Origin of the sequence: Tenacibaculum soleae (assembly GCF_001693415.1) — a bacterium.
Classification (GTDB): domain Bacteria; phylum Bacteroidota; class Bacteroidia; order Flavobacteriales; family Flavobacteriaceae; genus Polaribacter; species Polaribacter soleae.
The window spans coordinates 43,133-68,810 of sequence record NZ_MAKX01000035.1 but is presented as its reverse complement, the minus strand read 5'-3'; the positions used below and the strand labels follow the sequence as shown (position 1 = coordinate 68,810).

General features: G+C 30.7%; 23 protein-coding genes and 1 pseudogene. 12 read left to right on the top strand and 12 right to left on the bottom strand.

All coding sequences use genetic code 11. The annotated features are described in order from the left end of the window. Positions 1-79: 79 nt before the first annotated feature. The 3 genes from BA195_RS12800 to BA195_RS12790 all read right to left on the bottom strand — a co-directional run bounded on the left by BA195_RS12800 (position 80) and on the right by BA195_RS12790 (position 6,130). Positions 80-2,245 carry a choice-of-anchor D domain-containing protein gene (locus BA195_RS12800; protein ID WP_068706075.1) on the bottom strand — a complete coding sequence of 722 codons (2,166 nt, stop codon included), beginning with the start codon at positions 2,243-2,245 and terminating at the stop codon, positions 80-82. A gap of 217 nt (positions 2,246-2,462) precedes the next feature. Beyond that, positions 2,463-4,373 (bottom strand): molecular chaperone DnaK, encoded by a 1,911-nt coding sequence (gene dnaK / locus BA195_RS12795; RefSeq protein WP_068706073.1) that lies wholly within the window; start codon positions 4,371-4,373, stop codon positions 2,463-2,465. Between the two features lie 521 nt (positions 4,374-4,894). Then, complete coding sequence (locus BA195_RS12790; RefSeq protein ID WP_068706071.1) at positions 4,895-6,130, bottom strand: ABC transporter permease; 1,236 nt, start codon at positions 6,128-6,130, stop codon at positions 4,895-4,897. 140 nt (positions 6,131-6,270) lie between these two features. Here BA195_RS12790 and BA195_RS12785 point away from each other — a divergent pair, with 140 nt between their 5' ends. Continuing rightward, positions 6,271-7,524, top strand: a complete 1,254-nt coding sequence (locus BA195_RS12785; protein ID WP_068706069.1) for an exo-beta-N-acetylmuramidase NamZ family protein — start codon at positions 6,271-6,273, stop codon at positions 7,522-7,524. Between the two features lie 39 nt (positions 7,525-7,563). Here BA195_RS12785 and BA195_RS12780 read toward each other — a convergent pair whose 3' ends face one another. Continuing rightward, entirely contained in the window at positions 7,564-8,229 is a 666-nt protein-coding gene (locus BA195_RS12780) for a class I SAM-dependent methyltransferase (RefSeq protein WP_068706067.1), read from the bottom strand. 6 nt (positions 8,230-8,235) lie between these two features. Continuing rightward, positions 8,236-10,332, bottom strand: a complete 2,097-nt coding sequence (gene recG, locus BA195_RS12775) for an ATP-dependent DNA helicase RecG (protein WP_068706065.1) — start codon at positions 10,330-10,332, stop codon at positions 8,236-8,238. Positions 10,333-10,393: 61 nt separating this feature from the next. On the opposite strand from recG, the gene BA195_RS12770 reads away from it, so the two are divergent. Together BA195_RS12770 and BA195_RS12765 are read left to right on the top strand one after the other, a co-directional pair. Further along, positions 10,394-11,605 (top strand): RsmB/NOP family class I SAM-dependent RNA methyltransferase, encoded by a 1,212-nt coding sequence (locus BA195_RS12770; protein ID WP_068706063.1) that lies wholly within the window; start codon positions 10,394-10,396, stop codon positions 11,603-11,605. A gap of 257 nt (positions 11,606-11,862) precedes the next feature. Then, positions 11,863-12,297 (top strand): hypothetical protein, encoded by a 435-nt coding sequence (locus BA195_RS12765; RefSeq protein ID WP_068706061.1) that lies wholly within the window; start codon positions 11,863-11,865, stop codon positions 12,295-12,297. Positions 12,298-12,340: 43 nt separating this feature from the next. Here BA195_RS12765 and BA195_RS12760 read toward each other — a convergent pair. The 4 genes and pseudogenes from BA195_RS12760 to BA195_RS12745 form a co-directional block, all read right to left on the bottom strand. Beyond that, positions 12,341-12,712: pseudogene (locus BA195_RS12760) on the bottom strand (MaoC family dehydratase); the annotation flags it as partial. Positions 12,713-12,806: 94 nt separating this feature from the next. Next, positions 12,807-13,406, bottom strand: a complete 600-nt coding sequence (locus BA195_RS12755; RefSeq protein WP_420882852.1) for a trimeric intracellular cation channel family protein — start codon at positions 13,404-13,406, stop codon at positions 12,807-12,809. Positions 13,407-13,429: 23 nt separating this feature from the next. Continuing rightward, complete coding sequence (locus tag BA195_RS12750; RefSeq protein ID WP_068706057.1) at positions 13,430-14,548, bottom strand: DEAD/DEAH box helicase; 1,119 nt, start codon at positions 14,546-14,548, stop codon at positions 13,430-13,432. 30 nt (positions 14,549-14,578) lie between these two features. Beyond that, a complete protein-coding gene (locus tag BA195_RS12745) occupies positions 14,579-14,971 on the bottom strand; it encodes an acyl-CoA thioesterase (protein WP_068706055.1) in 393 nt (130 codons plus the stop codon). Between the two features lie 101 nt (positions 14,972-15,072). Here BA195_RS12745 and BA195_RS12740 point away from each other — a divergent pair, with 101 nt between their 5' ends. Next, complete coding sequence (locus BA195_RS12740; RefSeq protein ID WP_068706053.1) at positions 15,073-16,410, top strand: MATE family efflux transporter; 1,338 nt, start codon at positions 15,073-15,075, stop codon at positions 16,408-16,410. Here BA195_RS12740 and BA195_RS12735 read toward each other — a convergent pair. Further along, complete coding sequence (locus BA195_RS12735) at positions 16,402-17,073, bottom strand: DUF2461 domain-containing protein (RefSeq protein WP_068706051.1); 672 nt, start codon at positions 17,071-17,073, stop codon at positions 16,402-16,404. The two genes, BA195_RS12740 and BA195_RS12735, sit on opposite strands and share 9 nt — an antisense overlap. A gap of 421 nt (positions 17,074-17,494) precedes the next feature. On the opposite strand from BA195_RS12735, the gene pyrE reads away from it, so the two are divergent. Then, positions 17,495-18,145, top strand: coding sequence for an orotate phosphoribosyltransferase (gene pyrE, locus BA195_RS12730; RefSeq protein WP_068706050.1), 651 nt, complete (start codon positions 17,495-17,497; stop codon positions 18,143-18,145). A gap of 5 nt (positions 18,146-18,150) precedes the next feature. After that, on the top strand, positions 18,151-18,540 hold the full coding sequence (locus BA195_RS12725) for an orotate phosphoribosyltransferase (protein ID WP_068706234.1): 390 nt from the start codon (positions 18,151-18,153) through the stop codon (positions 18,538-18,540). 1 nt (position 18,541) lies between these two features. On the opposite strand, the gene BA195_RS12720 is transcribed toward BA195_RS12725, so the two are convergent. Further along, complete coding sequence (locus BA195_RS12720) at positions 18,542-19,273, bottom strand: biotin--[acetyl-CoA-carboxylase] ligase (RefSeq protein WP_068706232.1); 732 nt, start codon at positions 19,271-19,273, stop codon at positions 18,542-18,544. An 87-nt stretch (positions 19,274-19,360) separates the two neighbouring features. On the opposite strand from BA195_RS12720, the gene rsfS reads away from it, so the two are divergent. Genes rsfS through BA195_RS12690 form a run of 6 tightly spaced genes read left to right on the top strand, consistent with a single transcriptional unit; the run spans position 19,361 to position 24,003 of the window. Beyond that, positions 19,361-19,729, top strand: coding sequence for a ribosome silencing factor (gene rsfS, locus BA195_RS12715; protein ID WP_068706048.1), 369 nt, complete (start codon positions 19,361-19,363; stop codon positions 19,727-19,729). Positions 19,730-19,754: 25 nt separating this feature from the next. Next, positions 19,755-21,683 carry an ATP-dependent zinc metalloprotease FtsH gene (gene ftsH / locus BA195_RS12710; RefSeq protein ID WP_068706046.1) on the top strand — a complete coding sequence of 643 codons (1,929 nt, stop codon included), beginning with the start codon at positions 19,755-19,757 and terminating at the stop codon, positions 21,681-21,683. 11 nt (positions 21,684-21,694) lie between these two features. After that, on the top strand, positions 21,695-22,285 hold the full coding sequence (locus tag BA195_RS12705) for a hypothetical protein (RefSeq protein WP_068706044.1): 591 nt from the start codon (positions 21,695-21,697) through the stop codon (positions 22,283-22,285). A 3-nt stretch (positions 22,286-22,288) separates the two neighbouring features. Next, positions 22,289-23,083: a phosphatidate cytidylyltransferase gene (locus tag BA195_RS12700; protein ID WP_068706042.1), complete on the top strand. Its 795-nt coding sequence runs from the start codon at positions 22,289-22,291 to the stop codon at positions 23,081-23,083. A gap of 24 nt (positions 23,084-23,107) precedes the next feature. Then, on the top strand, positions 23,108-23,365 hold the full coding sequence (locus BA195_RS12695; protein ID WP_068706039.1) for an acyl-CoA-binding protein: 258 nt from the start codon (positions 23,108-23,110) through the stop codon (positions 23,363-23,365). Positions 23,366-23,370: 5 nt separating this feature from the next. Then, the gene (locus BA195_RS12690; protein WP_068706037.1) at positions 23,371-24,003 is read left to right on the top strand and encodes a YceI family protein; all 633 of its coding nucleotides are present in this window, start codon (positions 23,371-23,373) and stop codon (positions 24,001-24,003) included. Positions 24,004-24,070: 67 nt separating this feature from the next. On the opposite strand, the gene BA195_RS12685 is transcribed toward BA195_RS12690, so the two are convergent. Beyond that, a complete protein-coding gene (locus BA195_RS12685; RefSeq protein ID WP_068706035.1) occupies positions 24,071-25,618 on the bottom strand; it encodes a peptide MFS transporter in 1,548 nt (515 codons plus the stop codon). Positions 25,619-25,678 lie beyond the last annotated feature (60 nt).

Here is a 25,678-nt window from a genome sequence, read left to right as displayed (position 1 = left end):
ATTGTTTTTATGCTATTAAAAGCTACCTGCTTTTTTACACAGGTAACTTTCTTGAACTACTATTTAAAGGGAATGTTTTTTATTGACAACTAGAAGTACTCCAAGAAGCTCCAGATGGCTTAGCCCATTGGTTTGCTTGTGTATTTGGTGGGTTTAAAGGATCAAAACCAGCATCATGTTGAATACAAGTTAAGTTATCATTTCTATCTGCAACCATATATATAAAGTTTATATTGTTGCCATTAGCTACGTTTAAACTTGTTAAATTGTTACGTCTAACATGTAAACTAACAACTCTCGAATTATTAGAAATATCTACACTTGTTAAATTGTTGTTGTAAACAACTAAAGTTCTTAAATCTGGATACATAGAAACATCTAACGTACTAATTTGATTCTTCTCTAAGTATAAAGTTCGTAAATCATTGGCTGTTGTTGGTAATGATAAAGTAGCAATATTATTATCTCCACATTGAAAATTCTCTAAGCTAGAATGATTTGTTAAATCTATTGCACTAATACTATTTTCCTCAATTAATATAGTTTCTAGTGCTGTATTAGCTGAAAGATCCAAGGCTGTTAAACTATTTCTTCTTAAGATTAATCTTTTTAATGCTGTATTTTGACTTAAATCTATACTTGTTAACGAATTATTATCAGCATTAAACTGTGTAATATTCACAAAAGCCTCTATACCTGTTACATCTGAGATATTCAATCCGTCTACTTTAATTTCACCCGTGAAAGCCTGAGCTTCTGACACTTGAATTTCACTATCTCCATTAATATTAATAGCGTTATTAGCAACTAAAGCTGTTTTAAAATTAGTATCTGGTATATTTACAATAGTACCTGTTGTAGCTTGTAACCCCGTACCATTAATAATAATAGCAAGGCTTGGCTTTGTAGGATCATTACTTTCTACAACTATCATTGCTTGTTTTTGTCCTTCAGATTGTGGTGTAAAACGTGCTGTTACCTCATAAACACCACCATTAGGAGCAATTGTTTGTGGTGCAGATACATTTACCAAGGTAAAATCACTAGGGTTAAGTCCACTCATTCTAATATTACTTACCTCTAAACTTCCTTGACCATTATTTTGAATAGCAAAAGTTAAATCATTTGAAGAGTTACCTACTGTAACATCTCCAAAACCTAATCCAGTTTCACTAAAAGCAATTGCAGGTTGTGCTGGTGCTGTTCCTGTTCCATTCATTGGTAAAGACGCTTCATTATCACTAGAATTATTAAAAAATTTAATAGATCCTGAAGCAAATCCTTGTGAACTTGGCGTAAACTTAACTTCAAAAGTATATGTATCACCTGGCGCAATAGTTCTTATTAATGAACTTGTACCTCCTACTACTGTAAAAAATGATGCAGAACTACCTCCTATAATATTTACATTAGTAATCTCTAAATCTGCATTTCCTGTATTAGAAACTGTAATGTTTTTAGATACGTTTTTCCCTTCCTCTACATTTCCAAAACGAATAGGTGTTTCACTAAATTCCATTACAGGTATTGGTGTTGCTGTAGCTTTACCACTTAAAGTAATAACTTTAACTCCTGTATTGGTTGTTACCTCTAAACTTGCTGTTTTTTCGCCTACGACTGTTGGTGCAAACGTTACTGTAATTGTTTTTGTTGTTCCTGCTGCTAAGGTTTCTGCTGTTGCTGAAGTTGAAAAATCAGAAGCATTTGTTCCTTTTACCTCAAAAGCAGTAATTTCTAAATCTGCACTTCCGCTATTAGTTATACTAAACATAACATCTTTTGTTTGATTAACCTCTACATCTCCGAAAGCCAACGCTGTTGCACTTAAATCAACTCCTGGTAATGGTTTTGGTTTTGCAATTCCTGTTACTGTAATTTCTTTTTTTCCAATATTGGTAGTAATTTCTATAATAGCCTCTTTTTCTCCTTCTGTTAAAGGAGCAAAGGTAATTTCAAAGCTATACGATTGATCCTTTTTAATTATTTTAGGTACTGCACTAGTTGAAAAATCAGCTGCATTTGTTCCTATTAATACAAATTCATCAATTTCTAAATCTGCCTCTCCCTCATTTGTTACTTTAAATGAGTAGTTAATCGATTGCTCTACTTCTATTGTTCCAAAATCTTTTTCTATCGCTGTAATAGAAAATTCTGCTGGACTAATTTTTTCATCATCATCACAGCTTGTAATACTTGCTAATACAAAAAGTATTGCACTAACATAAATGGTCATTTTTTTTCTCATGTGTGTCTATTTTTTGTTTTTTTACATTTTACATAAAGGTGTTTTTCCCTTATTTAAGCATAAATATATAAGTGATTACTAACACATTGAGAAAAAATTGCTCAAGTGACTTTATTTTTTTCTAAAGCACTTCTTTTCTTTTCTAAAAGAAAAATGAGATTTTTATAAAATAAAAAGCTCGCCTATTGGCGAGCTTTTATAAATTATTTTGTAAAAATTACTTCACTTCTTCAAAATCTACATCTTCAACATTATCTTCCTGAGCATTGTTTGCTTCTGGTTGACCTTGTTGTTGCGCTCCTGCATCGCCACCAGCTTGTTGTTGTTGTTGTGCTGCATACATTTCTTCAGATGCTACTTTCCAAGCTTCATTAATCTTTTCCATAGCTGCATCAATTTGCGCTAAGTCTTTAGATTCGTGAGCCGCTTTTAATTCAACTAAAGCAGCTTCAATTGGTCCTTTTTTATCATCAGATAATTTATCACCAAATTCTTTTAATTGCTTTTCTGTTTGAAAAATCATTGAATCTGCACCATTAACTTTTTCAGCAGTTTCTTTTGCTTTTGCATCTGCATCAGCATTTGCTTCAGCTTCAGCTTTCATTTTTTCGATTTCTTCTTCTGATAATCCTGAAGAAGCTTCGATACGAATATCCTGAGATTTTCCTGTTGCTTTATCAGCCGCAGAAACCTTGATAATTCCGTTTGCATCAATATCAAAAGTTACTTCAATCTGAGGAACTCCTCTTTGTGCTGGTGGAATATCAGTTAATTGAAAACGACCAATTGTATTGTTATCTGCTGCCATTGCTCTTTCACCTTGTAAAACGTGAATATCTACAGATGGCTGATTATCTACTGCTGTAGAGAATACTTGAGATTTTTTTGTTGGAATAGTAGTATTTGCATCGATTAACTTTGTAAATACATTACCCATTGTTTCAATTCCTAAAGATAAAGGCGTTACATCTAATAATAAAACGTCTTTTACATCTCCAGTTAAAACACCTCCTTGAATTGCAGCTCCTAAAGAAACAACTTCATCAGGATTTACTCCTTTACTTGGTGATTTTCCGAAGAATTTTTCAACAGCTTCTTGAATTGCAGGAATACGAGTTGAACCACCTACTAAAATTACTTCATCAATATCAGATGTTGATAAATCAGCATTTTTTAAAGCTGTTTGACAAGGCTCAATAGTTCTTTTTACTAAGTCATCAATTAAAGCTTCAAATTTAGCTCTTGTTAATGTTCTTACTAAGTGTTTTGGTCCGCTAGCAGTAGCAGTAATATAAGGTAAATTAATTTCTGATGAAGTAGTAGAAGATAATTCAATCTTCGCTTTTTCAGCAGCTTCTTTTAAACGCTGTAAAGACATCGGGTCTTTACGTAAATCCATTCCTTCTTCTGCATTAAATTCATCAGCTAACCAGTTAATGATTTTTTCATCAACATCATCACCTCCTAAATGCGTATCACCATCCGTAGCTAACACTTCAAAAACTCCGTCTCCTAATTCTAAGATAGAAACATCATGTGTTCCTCCACCAAAATCAAAAACAACGATTTTTTTATCATCATTTGCCTTATCTAAACCATACGCTAATGCAGCTGCAGTTGGTTCGTTAATAATTCTTCTAACTTTTAAACCCGCAATTTCACCAGCTTCTTTAGTTGCCTGACGTTGTGCATCGTTAAAATATGCTGGTACAGTAATTACTGCTTCTGCCACATCTTGACCTAAATAGTCTTCAGCAGTTTTTTTCATTTTTTGTAATACCATTGCTGATATTTCTTGTGGCGTATATAAACGACCATCAATATCTACACGTGGTGTATCGTTATCTCCTTTTACAACGCTATAAGGTACCCTTCCTGCTTCTTTTGAAGATTCAGAAAATTTGTTACCCATAAAACGTTTAATAGAATAAACTGTTTTTGTTGGGTTAGTTACCGCCTGACGCTTTGCTGGATCACCAACTTTACGTTCTCCTCCTTCTACGAATGCTACGATAGATGGTGTAGTTCTTTTCCCTTCAGCATTAGGAATAACAACTGGTTCATTTCCTTCCATTACAGAAACACATGAATTTGTGGTTCCTAAATCAATTCCTATAATTTTACTCATAATTAACTATTTTATCTTAATTTTTTTAATTCAATTTTACGAGTAGTAATAGTCAAAGTGTGTGCCAACAAGTATTTGCTTTTATTTTGGCAGAAAAAATAAGCATTCATTTAATTACAATGACAGAGTGTCATAATTTCACAACTAAAAAGGTAAATTCTTTTTGGGCGTTTCACAAGTGTCGCGCTTTCATTACTCGCTTTTTTTAATTTTGTACACTTTGTTAATTTGTTCGTCCCTCACAAATAAAAAACAAAATTAAAAAAGAGCTCAAACACACCATTCAATCGCTAACGCAACCAGTTTATTAGTGTTATTTTATAAATTAAAAAATAATTTTAATCTATTTTTTATATTGTTTTTGCTAGCTAAAAAAAATTCGAACTCACTGTTAAATTATCTATCACTTACTAAATAAACTTAGCCCCGATTGTAGCATTTGTTTGAGCTCCTTTTTTTGATTTTTCTTCAAAAAAAGAGCGAGTGCGAAAAGCGGGAAATAGCTTCAAAAAAAAACTATGTTAAGCAAATTTAATTGACTTTGATGGTTGTATTTTGGTAATTATATATGACGGAATTATTAGCATTAAAAAACATAATAATAAGGTACCTAGGTTTAATAAAATGATTGCTAAAAGGCTAATATGTACTGGTACTGTTGCTACTGAATATGTTGCTGGATCTAAGGTAATTATTTTAAAATTTTGTTGTAGTAATAGCAATGTTATTCCGATTAAGTTACCCCAAAACAATCCTTTTAAAATTAGGTATGATGCGTTGTATAAAAATATTTTTCGAACACTCCAATTAGCACTTCCTAGGGCTTTTAATATACCTATCATTTGCACCCTTTCTAAAATTAATACCAATAAAGCGGTTATCATATTAATACCTGCTATGACAATCATTATGGCGATAATAAACCATACATTATTATCAAAAAGTTTTATCCATTCAAAAATTAACGGATAATTTTCAACAATTGTATAGCTATTTAATGTTGTTCCGATAGTACTATAAATTTCGTTTCCTTTTTGGGTTAGCTGACTAAAATCATCAATTAAAACTTCAAACCCGCCAATTTCATCTGGTTTCCATCTATTTATTTGACGTACCTCTCTAATATCACCAATTAACATTGTTTTGTCAAACTGCTCAAAACCGGTATTATAAATACCTACAATTATTGGTTTACGCATTTTGTATTTTAACTTACTTTTTGCTGCACTAAATAAAGTTTGAATAGTATCATTTAACTTAAATCCTAATCGATTTGCGATTGATTGTGAGATTAAAATTTCTTTATTTCTAGGTTGTTCAAAATTTGGCAAACGCCCCTCTAGTAAATATTCTTTAAAAAAAGAAAAATCATAATCAGATGAAATACCTTTAAAAACAATGGCTTCAAAATCGGTAGGTGTTCTTATAATACCGCCAATATTTGCAAAAACCTGTACGTTTTTAATACCGGTTATATTTTTAAATTTTGGATAAAAATCTTGATTAATACTTATAGGCGCAGTAGTAATATCTGAATTATTACTATCGTAATTTACAATTTGAACATGCCCTTTAAAGCCTGTCATTTTATCGCTAATTTTTTTTTGAAAACCTGCGGCAATAGACACAGCTATTAACATAATAGCAATACCTAAAGTAATTGCGATGGTTGCAATTTTAATAATTGGCGATGAGATATTACTTTTATGCTCTTTACCAGCAATAATTCGTTTGGCTATAAATAATTCGAAATTCAAAAGCGTTATTTTTAACAAAATCAAAAGTAATTAATTCTTACTTAACTAAACTTAATAATACCCTTCATTTAAATATTTTACTCTTTTTTATATAAAACAGGTTTTTAAATAGTAATTTTATCTTTTAAATTTACCTTTAGATGAAAAACAGTTTTAAGTATTTTATAGTGTTTAGTTTAGCTATTAATTTTCTATTTATAGCTTGTGCTAAGCAACAAAAAACGGTTACTAAAAAAACAACACCAACAATTAAAGTTGTTGACTCTTTGATAATTGGTGCTGACAGAACTGCTAGCTATTTATCTAAATTAAAAGGTAAAAATGTTGCTATTGTTGCCAATCAAACATCTGTTTTAAATGTTTTACAAAACACTGAAATAGCACCAAATATTATGGGTTCTAAACTTGTACAGCATCATTTAGTTGATTATTTACATACTTATAATAACGTTAACGTTACAAAAGTTTTTGCTCCTGAACATGGTTTTCGTGGTAAAGCCGATGCTGGTGAAACTGTGGTAGATGGTATTGATACTAAAACACAGTTGCCAATTATTTCTTTATATGGAAAAAACAAAAAACCATCTAAAGAACAGCTTAAAAACATAGATATTATTGTGTTTGATATTCAAGATGTGGGTGCTCGTTTTTACACCTATATTTCTTCGTTGCACTATGTAATGGAATCTGCTGCTGAGGCTAATATCCCTGTAATTGTTTTAGATCGACCTAACCCGAACGGACATTATATCGATGGCCCAATATTAGAAACCGAGCATAAAAGTTTTGTAGGTATGCATCCTGTTCCGGTAGTTTATGGAATGACTATTGGCGAATACGGGCAAATGATTAACGGTGAAAAGTGGTTAAAAAACGGAATTCTGTGTGATTTAACTGTTATTCCTCTAAAAAACTACACACATGCCATTAAATATAGTTTACCTATAAAACCTTCGCCTAATTTACCTAATGATACAAGTATAAATTTGTATCCTAGTTTATGCTTTTTTGAAGGTACCAATGTTTCTGCCGGTCGTGGCACTGAGAATCAGTTTCAAATTTATGGTGCTCCTTTTTTAACTGAATATGACTTTAGTTTTACACCACAACCCAACCCTGGAGCTAAACACCCAAAACATAAGGGTAAATTATGCTACGGAGAAAATTTACAACAAAATGAATTTTTAAGTAATTTGAATTTATCATGGCTGATAAAATCGTATAAAATGGCTAATAAAAAAGATTTTTTTAATGCGTTTTTTACAAAATTAGCAGGTACAAAAAAATTACAACAACAAATTGAAAAGGGTTTTTCTGAAGCAGAAATTAAAGCTACTTGGGCAAAAGATATAGAAGACTTTAAAAAAGTACGTGAAAAGTATTTACTTTATTAATAGTTATAAATTTTATTAAAAAATAATAAAATTAACTTTTTAAAAAACCTGATAAAGTGTTGTAACAATAACTCCTTTACCATTACTTAAAACATTGTTTACCAATTTTTTTTCTTCTTTTATCTTAAAATTAAATGGTGGAGCTAGTAAATTAATTCCACTTTGTTTTTTTAGTCGAATCCCTTGTCCTGAAATAATATCTTTATTTGGAGTAAAATTTCCTTCTGGTAAGTGTTCGGTTACAATAACATATTTAAAATTTTGCAACTTTTGTACAACTTTTAAAACCTCAGCATTAGACAAATGCTGCAAAACTTGTCTTATTATAATACAATCGGCAGTTGGTAACGTATCTTTTGAGATATCAAGACAATGAAAATCTAATTTTGAATTTTTAAAATGTTCTTTGTTATAAGCTATTAAATCGGTAACTATATCTATTCCAATGTATTTATGTGTATATTTTACTAATTGTTTACCTATATTAAAATCGCCACAACCTAAATCACATACAGTAATTGGTTTATTAAAAGACATTAAAAATGTTGTTACTGCCTTTATATATGGTTCGGTTATTAATAAATCATGAGAACCTTCGCCTGAATAAAACTCAGTTTTATTATCGCCCCAAAGTTTCATTTCATACACCTGTTCCATAGCTTTTTTGGTTGGCCAAGGTTGTTTGTTTTTCTTTTTTACATTCATATACACTTAGCTAATATTACTCCAAAGTCCGCTTGTTTTTTGTATTTGACTATATACTTTTAATAAACTAGCATTTTCTGGCTTAGATAAATTAGGGTCTTTTTCTAATACATTAACAGCAGTTTGTCGTGCTTTTTGTAAAACAGCACTGTCTTTTACAACATCAGCAATTTTAAGGTTTAACACCCCGCTTTGTTGGGTTCCCATGATATTACCTGGACCACGGAGTTTTAAATCAACTTCTGCTATTTTAAATCCATCAGTAGTTTCTACCATAGTTTGTAAACGTGTTTTTCCGTCTGATGATAACTTATAACTTGATAATAAAATACAATAACTTTGTTCAGCACCACGCCCTACTCTACCTCGTAATTGATGCAATTGACTTAAACCAAAACGCTCTGCACTTTCAATAACCATTACAGATGCGTTGGGTACATTTACACCTACTTCAATAACCGTTGTTGCTACCATTATTTGAGTTTCCCCATTAACAAAACGATTCATTTCATATTCTTTATCGGCAGGTTTCATTTGCCCATGTACAATACTTATTTGATATTTAGGCGACGGAAAATCACGAACGATACTTTCATACCCATCCATTAAATCTTTATAATCCATTGCTTCAGATTCTTGAATTAACGGATACACCACATAAGCCTGCCGTCCTTTATCGATTTCATCTTTTAAAAACTTAAAAACACTTAAGCGATTACTATCGTAACGATGTACCGTTTTAATTTCTTTACGCCCAGGTGGTAATTCATCAATAACAGAAATATCTAAATCTCCATACACCGACATTGCTAAAGTTCGTGGAATTGGTGTAGCTGTCATTACTAAAACATGCGGCGGCAACTCGTTTTTTTGCCACATTTTAGATCGCTGTGCTACTCCAAAACGATGCTGCTCATCAATAATAGAAATCCCTAAGTTTTTAAACTGAACCTTATCTTCTAAAATTGCATGGGTCCCTATTAAAATATGTAAAGATCCGTCTTCTAAACCCGCATGAATTTCACGTCGTTTTTTAGTTCTAACAGATCCTGTTAACAAATCTACTTTTATATTCGTTTCTGATAATAGCTCTACAATTCCGTTATAATGTTGAATGGCTAAAATTTCAGTTGGCGCCATTATAGTTGCTTGGTAACCATTACCAATTGCTATTAACATAGTTAACAAAGCAACAATAGTTTTACCCGAGCCAACATCACCTTGTAGTAAACGATTCATGTGTGCGCCCGAACCTATATCTTTTCGTATTTCTTTTAAAACTTTTTTTTGGGCATTAGTTAAATCAAAAGGTAAATAATTATTGTAAAAATTAGTAAAATCATCTCCTACTTTATCAAAAACATACCCTTTAATTTTTGATTTTCTGATGAGTTTTTTTTGCAATAATTGTAGCTGAATAAAAAACAGCTCTTCAAACTTTAATCGGTATTGTGCTTTGGCTAATAATTCTTGACTTTTAGGAAAATGAATATTTAAAAGGGCTTCTTTTTTTCCTAAAAATTGATTTTCGGTTAATAGATACGTCGGAAATGATTCTTCAATTACCCCGAATGCTTGTTTAAATAAGTTTTGAATATACCCTCGTAAAACTTTATTACTAAATCCTTTATTACTTAATTTTTCAGTGGATGGGTATACAGGTTGCATAGCCATTTGTAACTTACTTTTATATTCTTTTACCGTTTCCATTTCTGGATGTGGCATGTTGGCGGTATTATTATACCAGTTTAATTTTCCGTAAATTACATACGGAACACCTATTTTTAAGCTATCCTTAATCCACTTAGCGCCCTTAAACCAAACTAAATCTAACGACCCAGTAGTGTCAGAAAAAGTAGCTACTAACCTACTGCCACGTTTTTGTTTCACCTCCTTTACTCCAACAATCTTACCCACTATTTGAACTTCGGCTGAATTTTGCTGTAATTGATTAATGGTATAAAACTGAGTTTTATCGATATAACGAAACGGAAAAAGATGCAATAAATCGCTACATGTTCTTATACCCAACTCGGTAAACAACAATTCTGCCTTGGCAACACTTACGCCTTTTATATATGTTATGGGATGATTTAAATTCATTAAAAACGAAAATACAAAAACCCATTAAAATCAACTATCTTTGCACTCTTAAATTCACCAAATGAGATTACATAGAAATTTAGTTTACGCAGTTATTGATAGTTTACGCGATATTTTTAATGAAGATGTTTATGCTGATAAGGCTGTTGAAAAAGCGTTAAAGAGAGATAAAAGATGGGGAGCACGTGACAGGAAATTTGTTGCCGAAACTATTTATGATATTGTACGATGGAAACGTTTGTATGGTGAAATTGCCAATGTAAAAACACCGTATTCAAGACCCGATTTATGGCGTTTACTAGTAGTTTGGTGTGTGTTAAGAGGTATTAAATTACCAGATTGGAACCAAATTAAAGAAACCCCTACTAGACGAATTAAAGGGAAGTTTGATGAACTTTCTCAAACCAGAAAATATAGAGAATCTATTCCTGATTGGATTGATGAATTAGGTGTTAAAGAATTAGGCGAAGCTGTTTGGACAAAAGAAATTGCAGCCTTAAACAAACGTGCCGATGTTATTTTACGTACCAACACCTTAAATATATCTAAAGAAAATCTCCAAAAAGATTTAAAACAAGAAGGCATTGAAACCGAATTTATTAACGGTTGTGACGACGCACTGCGCCTAGTTGAACGTGCCAACGTTTTTAAAACCGAAGCTTTTCATAAAGGATATTTTGAAGTACAAGATGCTTCATCACAATTAGTAGCTTCGTATTTAGATGTTGAACCTGGTATGAAAGTAATTGACACTTGTGCTGGTGCTGGGGGAAAAACATTACATTTAGCTGCCTTAATGAAAAACAAAGGGCAAATTGTAGCGATGGATATTTACGAAAGTAAATTGAAAAAACTAAAAATTAGAGCGCGTAGAAATGGTGTTAGTAATATCAATTTAAAAGTAATTGACTCTACCAAAGTAATTAAAAAATTATATGGTAAAGCTGATAGGGTTTTAATTGATGCACCTTGTTCTGGTTTAGGAGTTATCCGTAGAAACCCTGATAGTAAATGGAAATTACAACCTGAATTTATAGATAATATTAAAGAAATTCAGCAAGATGTTTTACAACGCTACTCAAGAATGGTAAAACCTGGAGGTAAATTAGTCTATGCTACTTGTTCAGTATTACCATCTGAAAATCAAGATCAGGTTAAAATATTTTTAGCCTCTGAAGATGGAAAAGATTTTACACTTGTAAAAGACAATAAAGTATTAGCGCATAAATTTGGTTTTGACGGATTTTACATGGCGCAATTAGTAAGAAAATAACAACTATTATCTTTATACAATTCAAAAGGCTCGGGATTTTAAAATTCCGAGCCTTTTTCAATCAACTATTAAAAACTAATTAATTACTAAAAATAAATTATTAAGTAATTACTTACATATATGACGATGTATTTATTTAATTGTTACAATTTGTTTGTAGTTTAACACTTTTTTATGATTGATCGATTTTACTCATAATTTTGTTATATAATAGTTTATCATTATTTTTAAATAAAACTAACTAAAATTTTAAACTTATGACAACTTCAAACAAACCTACTATATGGTTTTGGGTAATTGGTATTATTGCGGTATTATGGAATGCTATGGGCGTAAATCAATATTTACAACAAGCATATAATACCGATGTTTTTAAAGCGATGTATCCTGATGAAAAAGTTTTAGAAATGGCTTTAAATACTCCTTCTTGGGTAATGGGAGCATTTGCTATTGCGGTTTTTGGTGGAGCTTTAGGAAGTGTTTTCTTATTACTTCGAAAAAAAATAGCCAAACCTATTTTTTTAGTTTCTTTAATAGCAATTGTAATACAAATGTTTTATAATGTTTTTATGAGCGGTGCTTTAGATGTTTATGGTCTTGGCGCAGTTATAATGCCTATTATGATAATAGGTTTTGCTGTTTTTATACTATGGTATACCAAAAAAAGTGAAGCTAACGGTTTGCTTTCTTAACCTAATTTTTCTTATAGCTGTCTTGTAAAATTAAGGCAGCTTTTTATTCAATTAAAACAAAAATAAATTCAGCAACACAAGCTGGTTTTTCTTGCCCTTTTATTTCTATTAAGCAATTAAAAGTTAGTTTTTTTCCGTTATTGAAATCTTCTATTTGTTTAAGCGAACTTACCAAGCGTAACTTACTATTAACAGGAACGGAGTTAGGAAAACGAACTTTATTTAACCCGTAGTTTAACCCCAACTTTACACTTTTTATTTCTGTCAAATCAGAAATTAATTCCGATAACATGGCTACAGACATAAATCCGTGTGCGATGGTTGTTTTAGTAGGTGAATATTTAGCTGCTTTTTCTTCATCAACATGAATCCATTGTTTATCTAACGTAGCATTTGCAAAATCATTAATCATTTGCTGGGTAACAGTAAATCAATTTCCTACCGGTAATTCTTTACCTTCTATAGAGTGTAGTTTTGCTAAGTCTTCAAATACTAACTTTTTCATAACGTTAAAAATTATTTAATACATCTTTTTTAACTCGTGGTAATTCTAATTCATATTTAACAGCTATGGTTCTAATGACAATAATTACTGAAGCTGCTATAATAAATTGAATATCTTCATTTATTTGAAAATTATTTAAAATCAAATAAACTACTCCCCCTGCCAAACATGCTGACGCATAAATTTCTCTATGAAATATTAACGGAATTTCGTTGGTTAAAACATCGCGTGTAACCCCGCCCATTACCGCAGATGACATTCCCATAACCAAAGATACAAAAGGATGTAAATTATAGGTTAACCCCTTTTGTAATCCCAATAAAGTAAATACGCTTATACCAATAGTATCAAACAAAAACATGGTTTTTCGAAGTGGTGCTATTTTACTTCTAAATAAAAAAGTTACTAGAACAGCTATTAATATCGTCCAGATGTAATTAATATCACCAATCCAATTTATAGGGTGTGCATTAATTAGAACATCGCGAATCATACCTCCACCAACTGCGGTAACAAAAGCGATAATAACAACTCCAAATAAATCAAAATCTTTTTTAATTGCAACCAAAGCACCACTTATAGCAAAGGCAAATGTACCTGCCAAATCTAAGATGTAAATAATTTCCACTATATATTTATTTCAGAAAATTGTATTTGTAACGTTCTTTCAGCTTCTTTTATATTATTTCTTTCATTATTAAGAATTAATACTAACGAAACTCCTTTTTTACCAGCTCTTGCCGTTCTTCCACTTCTGTGCGTATAATACTCTAATTTTTCTGGCAATTGATGATGTAATACAAAACCTAAATTTTGAACATCTATACCTCTTGCTGCAACATCTGTTGATACTAAAATTTGAATATTTTCTTTTTTAAAAGCACGCATTACTTTATCACGTTCTTTTTGCATCATATCACCCTCTAAGGCATCTACCGAAAAACCTTCTTCTTTAAGTTGTTTGGTTAATTTTTGAACACCTGCTTTTGTTCTAGCAAAAATTATTCCTCTTTCTGCTTGCCTTTTATCTAAAAACTTAATGATAACATCTACCTTTTCAGGAATTGTAGTTTGTACAAATTGATGGGTTATATTAGCATTTACTAAAGCGTTTTTATTTACTTCTACTTGTTTTGCTGAGGCATTCATATATTTTTTGATGATACTTCTTATTTCATCTGGCATTGTTGCTGAAAACAACCATGTTTTTCTAGTTCCTGAAGTGTATTTTAAAATACGATTTAACTCTAATTTAAACCCCATACTTAACATTTCATCAGCCTCATCAAGTACTAAAGTATTGATATCTTTTAAATTAACCTCTCCTCTTTCAATTAAATCGATTAACCTTCCAGGAGTGGCTACTATTATATGTGTAGTTCTTTTTAAATTGTTAATTTGTCTATCAATTTTTTCTCCACCATATACTGCTTCTACAAAAATTTTAGCATCAACATATTTTGTAAACTTAAATAATTGTTTTTTTATTTGCTGCACCAATTCTCTCGTTGGTGATAATATTAAGGCTTGGGTAGTATTTTTTGATGCATCAATTTTATGTAAAACAGGTAATCCATAAGCTGCTGTTTTACCAGTACCTGTTTGTGCTAACCCCACAAAATCAGCATTATTTTGTAATAAATAAGGTATTGCTTGTTCTTGTACTTCAGTAGGTGTGTTTATACCTAACTCTTTTAATCCTTTAACATACTCTTTTCGTATGCCTAATGCTGTAAATGTTGTCATCTTATTTATTTATAAATGCAAAGATATTGCTTATTTTTTGCCTAAAAGTAAGTTTGTTATTTCTTTAGTTACTCTTTTGGGTTTTTGAGTTTTGGCATCTAACAAACAAAATATCGTTTGTGATTTTACCAAAATATCTTCACCTCTTCTCACTTCAAAATGGCGAATTGATTTTATACCCGCAGTTTCACCAACCCAAGTTTTTATAATTACTTCATCTCCTAAGGCACCTTGTTTTTTATAATCTATTTCGTGTCTAATTACAAACCAAACATAGTCTGGTGTTGGAATATTACTTATCAATAACGCCCAATGTTCAGATGATACTTCTTGCATCCATTTTACATAAACTACATTATTTACATGTTTATATTCATCAATTTCAGTTGAAGTTACTGTGTATTTTTTTTCGTAAAAATTCATTTAACAAAATTACGCGATTGATGTTAATTATTACTTAAAACCACTCCTGATTTTGCATTGGTATCGTAATATTGTTGATATTCGAACCTTTTAAATCATACATGAATAAAATTACAAACAATTTTGGTACCGAAAAGATAAGTAAACTTCTTTTAAAGCAAGCAATTCCGGCTTCTATAGGAATTTTAGTAATGTCTTTAAATATGATTGTAGATACCATTTTTGTAGGTCGTTGGATTAATATGATGGCAATAGCTGCAATTACAGTGGTTTTACCAATTGCTTTTTTAATTTCTTCTATAGGTATGGGAATTGGTATCGGAGGCAGTTCTATCATTTCAAGAGCTTTAGGTAAAGGTGATTCTTTAAAAGCTTTTAAAGTATTTGGAAATCAAATTAGTTTAACTGTTTCTTTATCCGTTGTATTTGTAATTATCGGCACTTTTTTTAGTTTTCCTGTGCTGCAATTATTTGGAGCCAAAGGTACTATCGTAACTCCTGCTACCGAATATTTTAATGTAATTGTTTGGGGAATCCCTTTTTTAGCTTTTGCCATGATGGGAAATCCTGTTGCAAGAGCTGTAGGAAAACCTAACTATGCTATGTTTACCATGATTTTTCCCGCAATTATAAATATTATTTTAGATATTATGTTTATAAAATTTATGGAACTAGGAATGTATGGAGCTGGGCTAGCAACTTCTATTTCCTATGCTGTTAGCGGTTTATTCATACTGTGGTTCTTTTTATCAAAAAATACGGATTTAAAAATTATTCCTAAGTATTTTATTATTGATTCAGATATATTAAAAGAAATCATTTCGTTGGGTGGAATTACCATCATCAGGCAAGGAACCATAAGTATTTTAATAATTATCTTAAACTACAGTTTATTTATATACGGAGGAGAAATATCAATTGCCGTATATGGAATTATCAATAGAATAATGATGTTTTCACTCTTTCCTGTGTTAGGTGTTATGCAAGGATTCTTACCTATTGCTGGCTATAACTACGGAGCAAAAGATATTAAAAGAGTAAAAGAATGTATTAAAATAGCCATTGCTTTCGGAACAGCAATAGCAACACTTATTTTTATATTTATAATGTTTTTTCCTACTGAATTGGTTGCTTTGTTTACTGATGATATCAATTTACAAAACCTTACTACAGATGCTTTAATTATAGTCTTTTTAGCAACACCTGTTATTACTATACAATTAATCGGATCTGCATATTTTCAAGCCGCAGGAAAAGCGTTACCAGCGCTAATTTTAACCTTGTTAAAACAAGGTTTTTTCTTAATTCCATTGGTATATTTTTTACCTAAATTTTATGGTGTTTTGGGTGTGTGGGTGTCTTTTCCTATTGCTGATGTTTTAGCTACTTTTGTAACTTATATATATTTAAGAAAGGAAGTTAAATTTCGTTTAAATTAAACTTTCGCCATTTAAATTAGTAGTTAACACATCGCTCATTAAATTAAAAAACGGTCGTAAAGCTTTATATGACCTGTTTATTTCTGATAAGAAATCTTTTGATAACACTTCTTTATCACTAAAATTACGAACTGCAATAAATCCTTTTTTACGTAATAAATCAATATCTGGATGACTTTTATCAAATCCTCTTGGAGCTGATCTTAACTCGGCTCCTTCAAATTTACCTCCAAAAAGCTGTACAAATTCAGGATCTTTTAGAATATCTCTAAAATCAGAAGCATCCATTTCTATTTCTTTACGTATACGTAATAAATCTTCTTTATTAGGTTCCCAAAATCCGCCCGCTAAAAAGCTTTCTCCTGGGCGAATACGTAAATAATACCCACCTCTTAAATGTTTTCCTTTTCTTGAAAAAGAACCTGCAAAGTGGGGTTGATACGGTGTTTTATCTTTCGAAAATCGTACATCTCGGTAAATTCTAAATAGTTTAAATTTATCTACTACGTCGTGTTTTTCTAAATTTTCTCTTATTTGTGCATAAAAATCTTTTGCCTGATTTTGTACTTCTTTAAAAGTATCTTTTTGTTCAGCAAACCATTCTCTAGTATTGTTTTCTTTTAAGTCCTGTAAGAATTGAAGTGTCGATTTTTCTAATTGCATTAACTTTATTTTTACATTTTGAAAGGTACAAAAAAAGCGCTGTAGAAAATTGATAATGTTTGTATATTTTTATCTTTAACTTAAATACAAATAGTATCTTTTAAAATATTAAATTCAAGAACAACATCAAAACAATACTATTAAAAACAATAAACCGCAATAAAAACCTCTACAAAACAACTATTTAAACCCAACACTAACTTTAAGTTAAAATTTAACACTACACATAATTACCTCACTATAATATCTAATTTAAACTCATAAGGTAAATTTATTTTTAACTTCTCTGATTTTAACCAATGCGTAAGTCCATCCATAATTGTATTTTTGTAAATAAAAACCACATAATCTTCTTCATTTTTTTATTGAAGTTGTAAAAATTATTGGTTTATCATTAACAAAAACTTTATACATTTGCGCTATGGATTTTAATAAAGATACAGGAAAAAAAACAGCAGAACTTTTACTGCAAATAAAAGCTATTAAACTAAACCCTAACGAACCTTTCAACTGGGCATCGGGATGGAAATCACCAATTTACTGCGACAACAGAGTTACATTATCTTATCCACCAGTTAGAAATTTTTTGAAACAGGAAATTGCTAAGTTGGTTGAAGAAAAACATGGTAAACCTGATGTTATTGCTGGGGTTGCTACAGGAGCTATTGCTATCGGAATGTTAGTTGCACAAGAGCTAGGCGTACCTTTTATATATGTTCGTCCTGAACCTAAAAAACATGGGCGAAAAAACCAAATAGAAGGGCATTTAGAAAGCGGGCAAAACGTAGTGGTTATTGAAGATTTAATAAGCACAGGTAAAAGTAGTTTAAATGCTGTAAAAGCTTTAAAAGAAGCACATGCCAATGTAAAAGGTATGATTGCTATTTTTTCTTACGGATTTGATATTGCTACTGAAAACTTTAAAAATGACAACGTAGCTCTTACTACATTAAGTAATTATGAATATTTACTTGAGCAAGCTTTAGACAGCCAATACATTACGAGTGAAGAACTAAGAATGTTAGAAGATTGGAGAGTTGAACCAAGTAAATGGAAACAAAACGAAAAATAAGAAAAATGAATATTGAAGGAAACAAAGTAGTTGTAAAAAAATCAACAGAAGAGGTTTTTAACTTCTTAAACAAACTAGATAATTTTGAACAATTAATGCCTGAAAACACTCAAAAATTTGAGGTTGATGGCGATAGTTTTATTTTTGGATTAAAAGGAATGCCTGAAATTAGATTGGTGATGAAAGAAAAAACCGAATACTCTAATATCACTTTAGGTGCTGCTAGTAGTAAACTACCTTTCACTTTAGCTGCTAATATTAATGAAGTATCAGAAAATGAAAGTGAGGTTGTTTTAAAATTTGACGGAGATTTTAATCCTATGATGGCAATGATGGTAAAAAAACCATTAACCAAATTCATTGATACTTTAACTGAAAATATTGCAAAATTATAAATTAAGCAAACGAAACTTCTTTAATACCAAATTCTTTAAACGTTTCATCAGCTAATTCTATTTGAAGGTTTCCAGAAGCGGATACTCCAATGATTTTACCCATAAATAAAATGTTCTGATTTGTTTTAAACATACTCGGAACATTTTTTTTATACAAAACACGTAAATACTCCTCTTCTAAAATTAAATATTCCTTTTTTTCTAGCAATAAAATCTTCTTTTTCATATAAAATAAAATCCTTTTTAATAAAAGATCTAAATCAATTTCTTTATCTAAAATTATTTTTATAGAAGATGCGTTTGGCAAATCTGAAGAAAAAATCTCTTGATTCACATTTAATCCAATTCCGATAATAGAACTATTAATTTTATTTAAACTCAACGAATTTTCAATTAAAACACCCGCTATTTTTTTATTTTCTGACATAATGTCGTTAGGCCATTTAATAGCTAATCGAGGTAGTTTTAAGTACTTAATGGCTTCATAAACACTTAAAGAAACACAATAATTTAAATACTTATAATCAGTAATACACAAACTTTCAAATAGTTTAAAAACGCTAAAAGTCAGGTTTTTACCTGCTATCACCTCCCAGTTAGAATTCATTTGTCCTCTACCCGATGTTTGTTTTTTTGTTACTACTACAGTAAAATCTTCAACACTTACTTTTGCTGCCATATCCTTTAAAAAAGAATTGGTTGAATCAATGGCATCAAGTTTGATTATTTTCATATAAGTTTTGCGAATAAAACAAGTATCAATATTAAGCAAATTACTCGCAAAAAAATAATAACTTTGCTTAAAACTTAATTTTTTTTGATGACAAAAAAACAAGCAAGCACTGACGATTTAATCGCTGTGATTATAAAAGGAATTGACGAGGTAAAAGGAGAAGATATCCAGCTACTAGATTTAAGAGAATTAGAAAATACAGTTTGTGATTATTTTATAATCTGTTCAGGAAATTCAAACACACAGGTAAATGCTATTTCTGGATCTATACAAAAAATTGTAGGTAAAGAACTAAAAGACAAACCTTGGCATGTTGAAGGACAAGCAAATGCCGAATGGGTTTTAATGGATTATGTAAACGTAGTTGTACATGTTTTTCAAAAACAAGTACGTGATTATTACGACATTGAAAGCCTTTGGGGTGATGCTAAAATTACCGAAATAAACCCCGCTTAATTGCTACTAATATAGACATACTTTTATGAGTGATAAGAAAAAAAACACCCCAAAATTTACATTTAATTCATTTTGGCTTTATATTCCTATTTTAGTAATCCTTTTAGGATTGAGTTTTTTTAACTCAAACAACTTAGGGTCTCGTAATATTTCAAAAAACGAATTTAATAAGATTTTACAAGCTAACGATATTCAAAAAATTGTTATCGAAAACAATAATGTTGCGCAAGTATTCTTAAAAAGTGAAGCTGAAAAAAAAGAAGAACATAAAAAAATAACAAGCTCTCCTTTTTACAGAAAAGGTGCGCCTTTATACACCTATAACTTTGGTGATTTACAAAATTTCGAAAATGAAATTAAAAAAGAAAAGGCTGAAAAAAACCTTGACTTTGATAGAAGTAACATCGAACCAACAAGTTTAATAACTACTTTATTTGATTTCCTTCCGTTTATATTACTTATCGCTATTTGGCTTTTCTTTATGAAAAGAATGTCAGGTGGTGCTGGCGGTGGTGCTGGCGGTGGTCAAATATTTAACATTGGTAAATCAAAAGCCAAACTTTTTGACCAAGGAACCAAGGTAAAAACTACCTTTAAAAATGTAGCAGGTTTAGAAGGAGCTAAAGAAGAAATTCAAGAAATAGTAGATTTCTTAAAAACACCTGAAAAATACACTAAATTAGGTGGTAAAATACCAAAAGGAGCTTTATTAGTAGGACCTCCTGGTACTGGTAAAACATTATTAGCGAAAGCTGTTGCTGGTGAAGCTGGTGTACCTTTCTTTTCTTTATCAGGTTCAGATTTCGTAGAAATGTTTGTGGGTGTAGGTGCTTCTCGTGTTAGAGATTTATTTAAACAAGCACAACAAAAATCACCTTCAATTATTTTTATTGATGAGATTGATGCCATTGGTCGAGCTAGAGGAAAAAACAGCATGACAGGTGGTAATGATGAACGTGAAAACACCTTAAATCAACTTTTAACAGAGATGGACGGTTTTGGTACCGATACCAATGTTATTGTTTTAGCCGCAACAAACCGTGCCGATGTATTAGACAAAGCATTAATGCGTGCTGGTCGTTTTGACCGTCAAATATATGTTGATTTACCAGACCTACACGAACGTAGAGAGATTTTTGAAGTACACATAAAACCTTTAAAATTAGCAGAAAATGCTAATTTAGAATTACTAGCCCAGCAAACTCCTGGTTTTTCAGGTGCCGATATCGCAAACTTATGTAATGAAGCTGCTTTAATTGCCGCTAGAAACAACAAAGAAGCTGTTGAGCATCAAGATTTTTTAGATGCTGTGGATAGAATTGTAGGTGGTTTAGAAAAGAAAAATAAAGTAATTACTCCAAAAGAAAAAGAAGTTATTGCTTTTCATGAAGCTGGTCATGCAACTGTTAGTTGGATGTTAGAGCACGCTGCTCCGTTAGTAAAAGTTACCATTGTACCTCGTGGACAATCCTTAGGTGCGGCTTGGTATCTCCCAGAAGAAAGGAAGATTATTCAAACCGAACAAATGCTTGATGAAATGTGTGCTACTATGGGTGGTAGAGCTGCTGAAAAGCTAATGTTCAATAAAATATCTACTGGTGCTTTAAGTGATTTAGAAAAAGTTACCAAGCAAGCCCGTGCTATGGTTACTGTTTATGGTTTAAACGATAAAGTAGGAAATGTTACTTTTTATGATTCATCAGGAAACGATGCTTTCGTAAAACCTTATAGTGATGATACTGCCAAAACTATTGATGAAGAGATCTCTAAAATGATCGAAAATCAATATGAAAGAGCTATTGCACTTTTAAGCAAACATAAAGACAAACTAAATGAACTTGCTAAATTACTACTTGAAAAAGAAGTTATTTTTAAAGATGATTTAGTAAAGGTATTTGGAGAAAGACCTTTTGAAATAAAAGAAGAGAAAGCTAATCCTAAAATTGAAGAATAGTTTTTATTTGAATGAATTTTTTAAAAAAAATATATAAATCATATAAAGAGTCATCTAAAGAAAAGATAATTAACGAACAAGAAGTTATTTTATCTTTAGATGATTCTTTTGTTCATAACTTTATTAATAAAGGAGGTAAATTTTTATACTGTACTACCATTGATGAAGTATCAAATAACCTAAAACATATTTTACAAGAAAATAATTGGACCAAAATTACGTGTTCAGATTATGATTTATTAAAAGTAAGCCAAAAGTTAAACATAGATGTCCAACAACATATTACTGAATCGGTTCCTTTTTTTACTTCTTGTGAACATTTAATTGCTAATAACGGTAATATTTTATTTTCATCTAATCAACTCGGCAGCAACAAACTACCTTCTCATTCGGATCATTTTATAGTATACGCTACCACAAGTCAGTTAGTAAAAAATATGGGGGAAGGACTTACTGGTATCAAAACTCACTTTAGCGGTAATATACCTACTAATATTAGCTCTACTACAAACTACAAAATTGACAGCGAAGATGATAGTTTTCTAAGTTATGGTAATAGTAACTCAAAAAACTTATATTTGCTCCTCTTTGAAGATTTATAAACTATGCGCAACCTTATAACAAGAAGCATTTCTGGACTTGTTTATGCTATAATTTTCATTTCTGCTATTCTTTTTTCTAAAGAATCATATATAGGATTAATGGCGATTTTTTCAGTAATATGTGTTTTTGAATTTTCAAGAATACTACAACTTAAAAATATTTTACCCTATTTTATTTTAACCGCATTTATATATTTATCGGTTATTGAAATACCCAAAACATTAACAAGTAACCTAATTGGTTTTTCATTTGCGGGTTTATTAATATTACTCTATTTATTAATAAGTACAAAACCTATAAAAACCGAAAAATTAGGACAAAAATTATTTTTACAAGTAATTTATCTAATTTTACCTTTTTATTTTTTAATAAAATTACCGTTTATAGATAACAGTTATCATCCGAATGTAATTATCTGTATTATATTAATGATATGGACTAATGATAGCTTTGCCTTTATAGTTGGTAAAAATTTTGGGAAACATAAATTGTTCGAATCTGTATCTCCTAAAAAAACAATTGAAGGCTTTATTGGAGGTTTAGTTTTTTCCATTTTAGCAGGTTTTTTAATTGGTAAATTAAGCAATTCATTTTCGATATTAAACTGGGTTATTATTGCAATTATTGTTGCTGTTTTTGGATCTTTAGGTGATTTAGTAGAATCTAAATTTAAACGACAAGCTAACATAAAAGACAGCGGTATAATTATGCCAGGTCATGGAGGATTATTAGATAGGTTAGATAGTTTGTTTTTCCTAGCTCCCTTTGTATATTTGTATATACATTACATAATGTAATTATTTTCTACTTGCTCATTATTTATGGAAAACGATATAGATATCCAATTTAGAAAAGCTTACCTTAAAGCTTCTTGCTTAAAAGAGAAATTACCTCCTGATATTATGCTTAAGCTTTATGCTTACTATAAACAGGCGGTAAAAGGAGATAAATTTACATTTAACAACAATCATGATTTAAGAAATGCTTTTAAATTTAATGCTTGGATTCAATTACAGGGCATGAATGAAAATGAAGCTAAACAAGAATACATCAATTTAGTTAACTCAATTATAAAATAAATACCATGAAAAAAATCATTTATTCATTATTTGTATTTGCTGCCATAGGAAGTTTTGTTTCTTGTAAAACAGAAGCAAAAAAAGAAACACCTGTTAAAAAAGAAGAAGTAAAAGTTGAAAAGAAAGCTGCTTTTATATTACAAGATGCTGACAATAATATCAATTGGACAGCCTATAAAACAACTGAAAAAATACCTGTAAATGGTCATTTTCAAAAAATTACAATTACTGCAAACGGAGAAGGGAACACCGCTAAAGAAGCTATTAACAATGCTGAATTTACAATACCTGTGAGTAGTGTATTTACGAAAGATACTAGTAGAGACTTTAAGATTAAGAAGTTCTTTTTTGGTATTATGGACAACACTAAGCTGCTATCTGGTAAGTTAATTTTAGAAAATGATTCTATTGGCTATTCAAACATTACCATGAATGGAGTAACAAAAAAACTACCATTTAAATACTCGTTAAACGGAAAAACCTTTAAACTAACAGGTAAACTACAAATTACTAATTGGGGTGCAGAGAAAGCATTAACATCTTTAAATGAAGCTTGTAAAGACCTACATAAAGGTGCTGACGGTGTTTCTAAAACATGGGATGATGTTACTATAAACATTACTTCTACTTTTAAGTAAACCATTTTGATTATAAAACACCAAAAAGCCTTTGATTTAATCAAAGGCTTTTTGGTGTTTTACTTTTTTAATGAATATTGTGCATCATTTTTTTTATAGGAGATGAAAAAACAATTACCAAAACCCCAACTAACGAAGCTATAACTCCGAAACTTGCATATACTGAAACATACGAATATAACTGTTGAAATACAATTCCTTTTTCTAAAACTACACTACTTGATACCCCTGTAACAAACCGAGTAATTTCTCCAAATATTCCTGTTGAAAAAATACCTAAATCACCTTCTGAAACAGTAGTTAGTTTCGCTATCTTACCTGCAAAAAAATGTCCATAAAAATTTGCAGAAAACCAAACTCCCATAATAAAAGCAACATATTTTGTAGGCGATAATTCTGTCATTTTTGACAAACCAATAGGCGATAAAAACAACTCTCCTATTGTTAACACTAAATACCCAATCACTAAGTAAAACATTGGTGTTTTTGCTAAAGCGTCTACTTGGTTTGCTGACATGCCGAAAATAACAAATCCAAGTCCTAAAAACAACACCCCTAGTCCGAATTTAATTACAGAATTAGGGTTTTTATTAACTTTACTCAAAAAGGTCCATAACATAGAAAACGGAATTGCTAATAAAATAATAAATCCAGAGTTGATACTATTGGTACCTGCTGCACTCATTCCTATTAAATTCACATTTCTATCTGCAAAAAGTGTTAACGAACTACCTGCCTGTTCAAAAATAGCTGAAAACAGTGTATACAAAACCGTAAAATATACAGCAACTAATAAACGCTGCTTTTCGGTTTTACTTACTTTTTTTAAAATATATGTGATGTAGGCGATTAAAAATAATGAAACTACCCAAACTAAATAATGTTCAAACTGATGAAATCGTACAATTAAGGCAAAAATTGGCACCGACAAAAATGCGGCAATAATAATAACATTTCCTTTTTTTATTCCAAAAACAGTTTCATTATATAGTTTTTCATTAGTAACCAGCCCTTTATCTTTAAATGTATTATTCTTAAGTCCTCTTTGAAAAACAAGCAAACCAAATAACATTCCAATTCCTGCTAATACAAACCCGTAATGCCAACCATACACTTCGGCAAACCAAGCACAAGCCAAAGGAGCAACAGCTCCACCAATATTTATCCCCATATAAAATATGGTAAATCCAGCATCTCTACGTACATCACCTTGTTCATATAAATCACCTACAAATGATGATATATTGGGTTTAAAAAATCCGTTTCCGACAATAATCAAAGCCAATGATCCGTAAAAAAAAATCGGTTGCTCAAAAGTTAATAAAAAATGACCCAATGCCATTAATACTCCGCCTAATAAGATTGCTTTTCTAAATCCTAAAATTTTATCAGCAAGTATACCGCCAATCATCGGGGTTACATATACGAGCGACATATAAGCAGCATAAACTCCAAACGACATTTCATCTGAATATACCAAATGTTTGGTCATGTATAAAACTAGTAAAGCTCGCATTCCGTAAAACGAAAATCGTTCCCATAATTCAGCAAAAAAAAGATATAACAATCCTTTTGGGTGTCCCATAAAATTTGACGTAGATGTTTGTGTGTTCATAAAATAAATTTTTCACAAACCTATCTTCCTTTAATAAAATTAAAAAGCATTGTGGCTTAT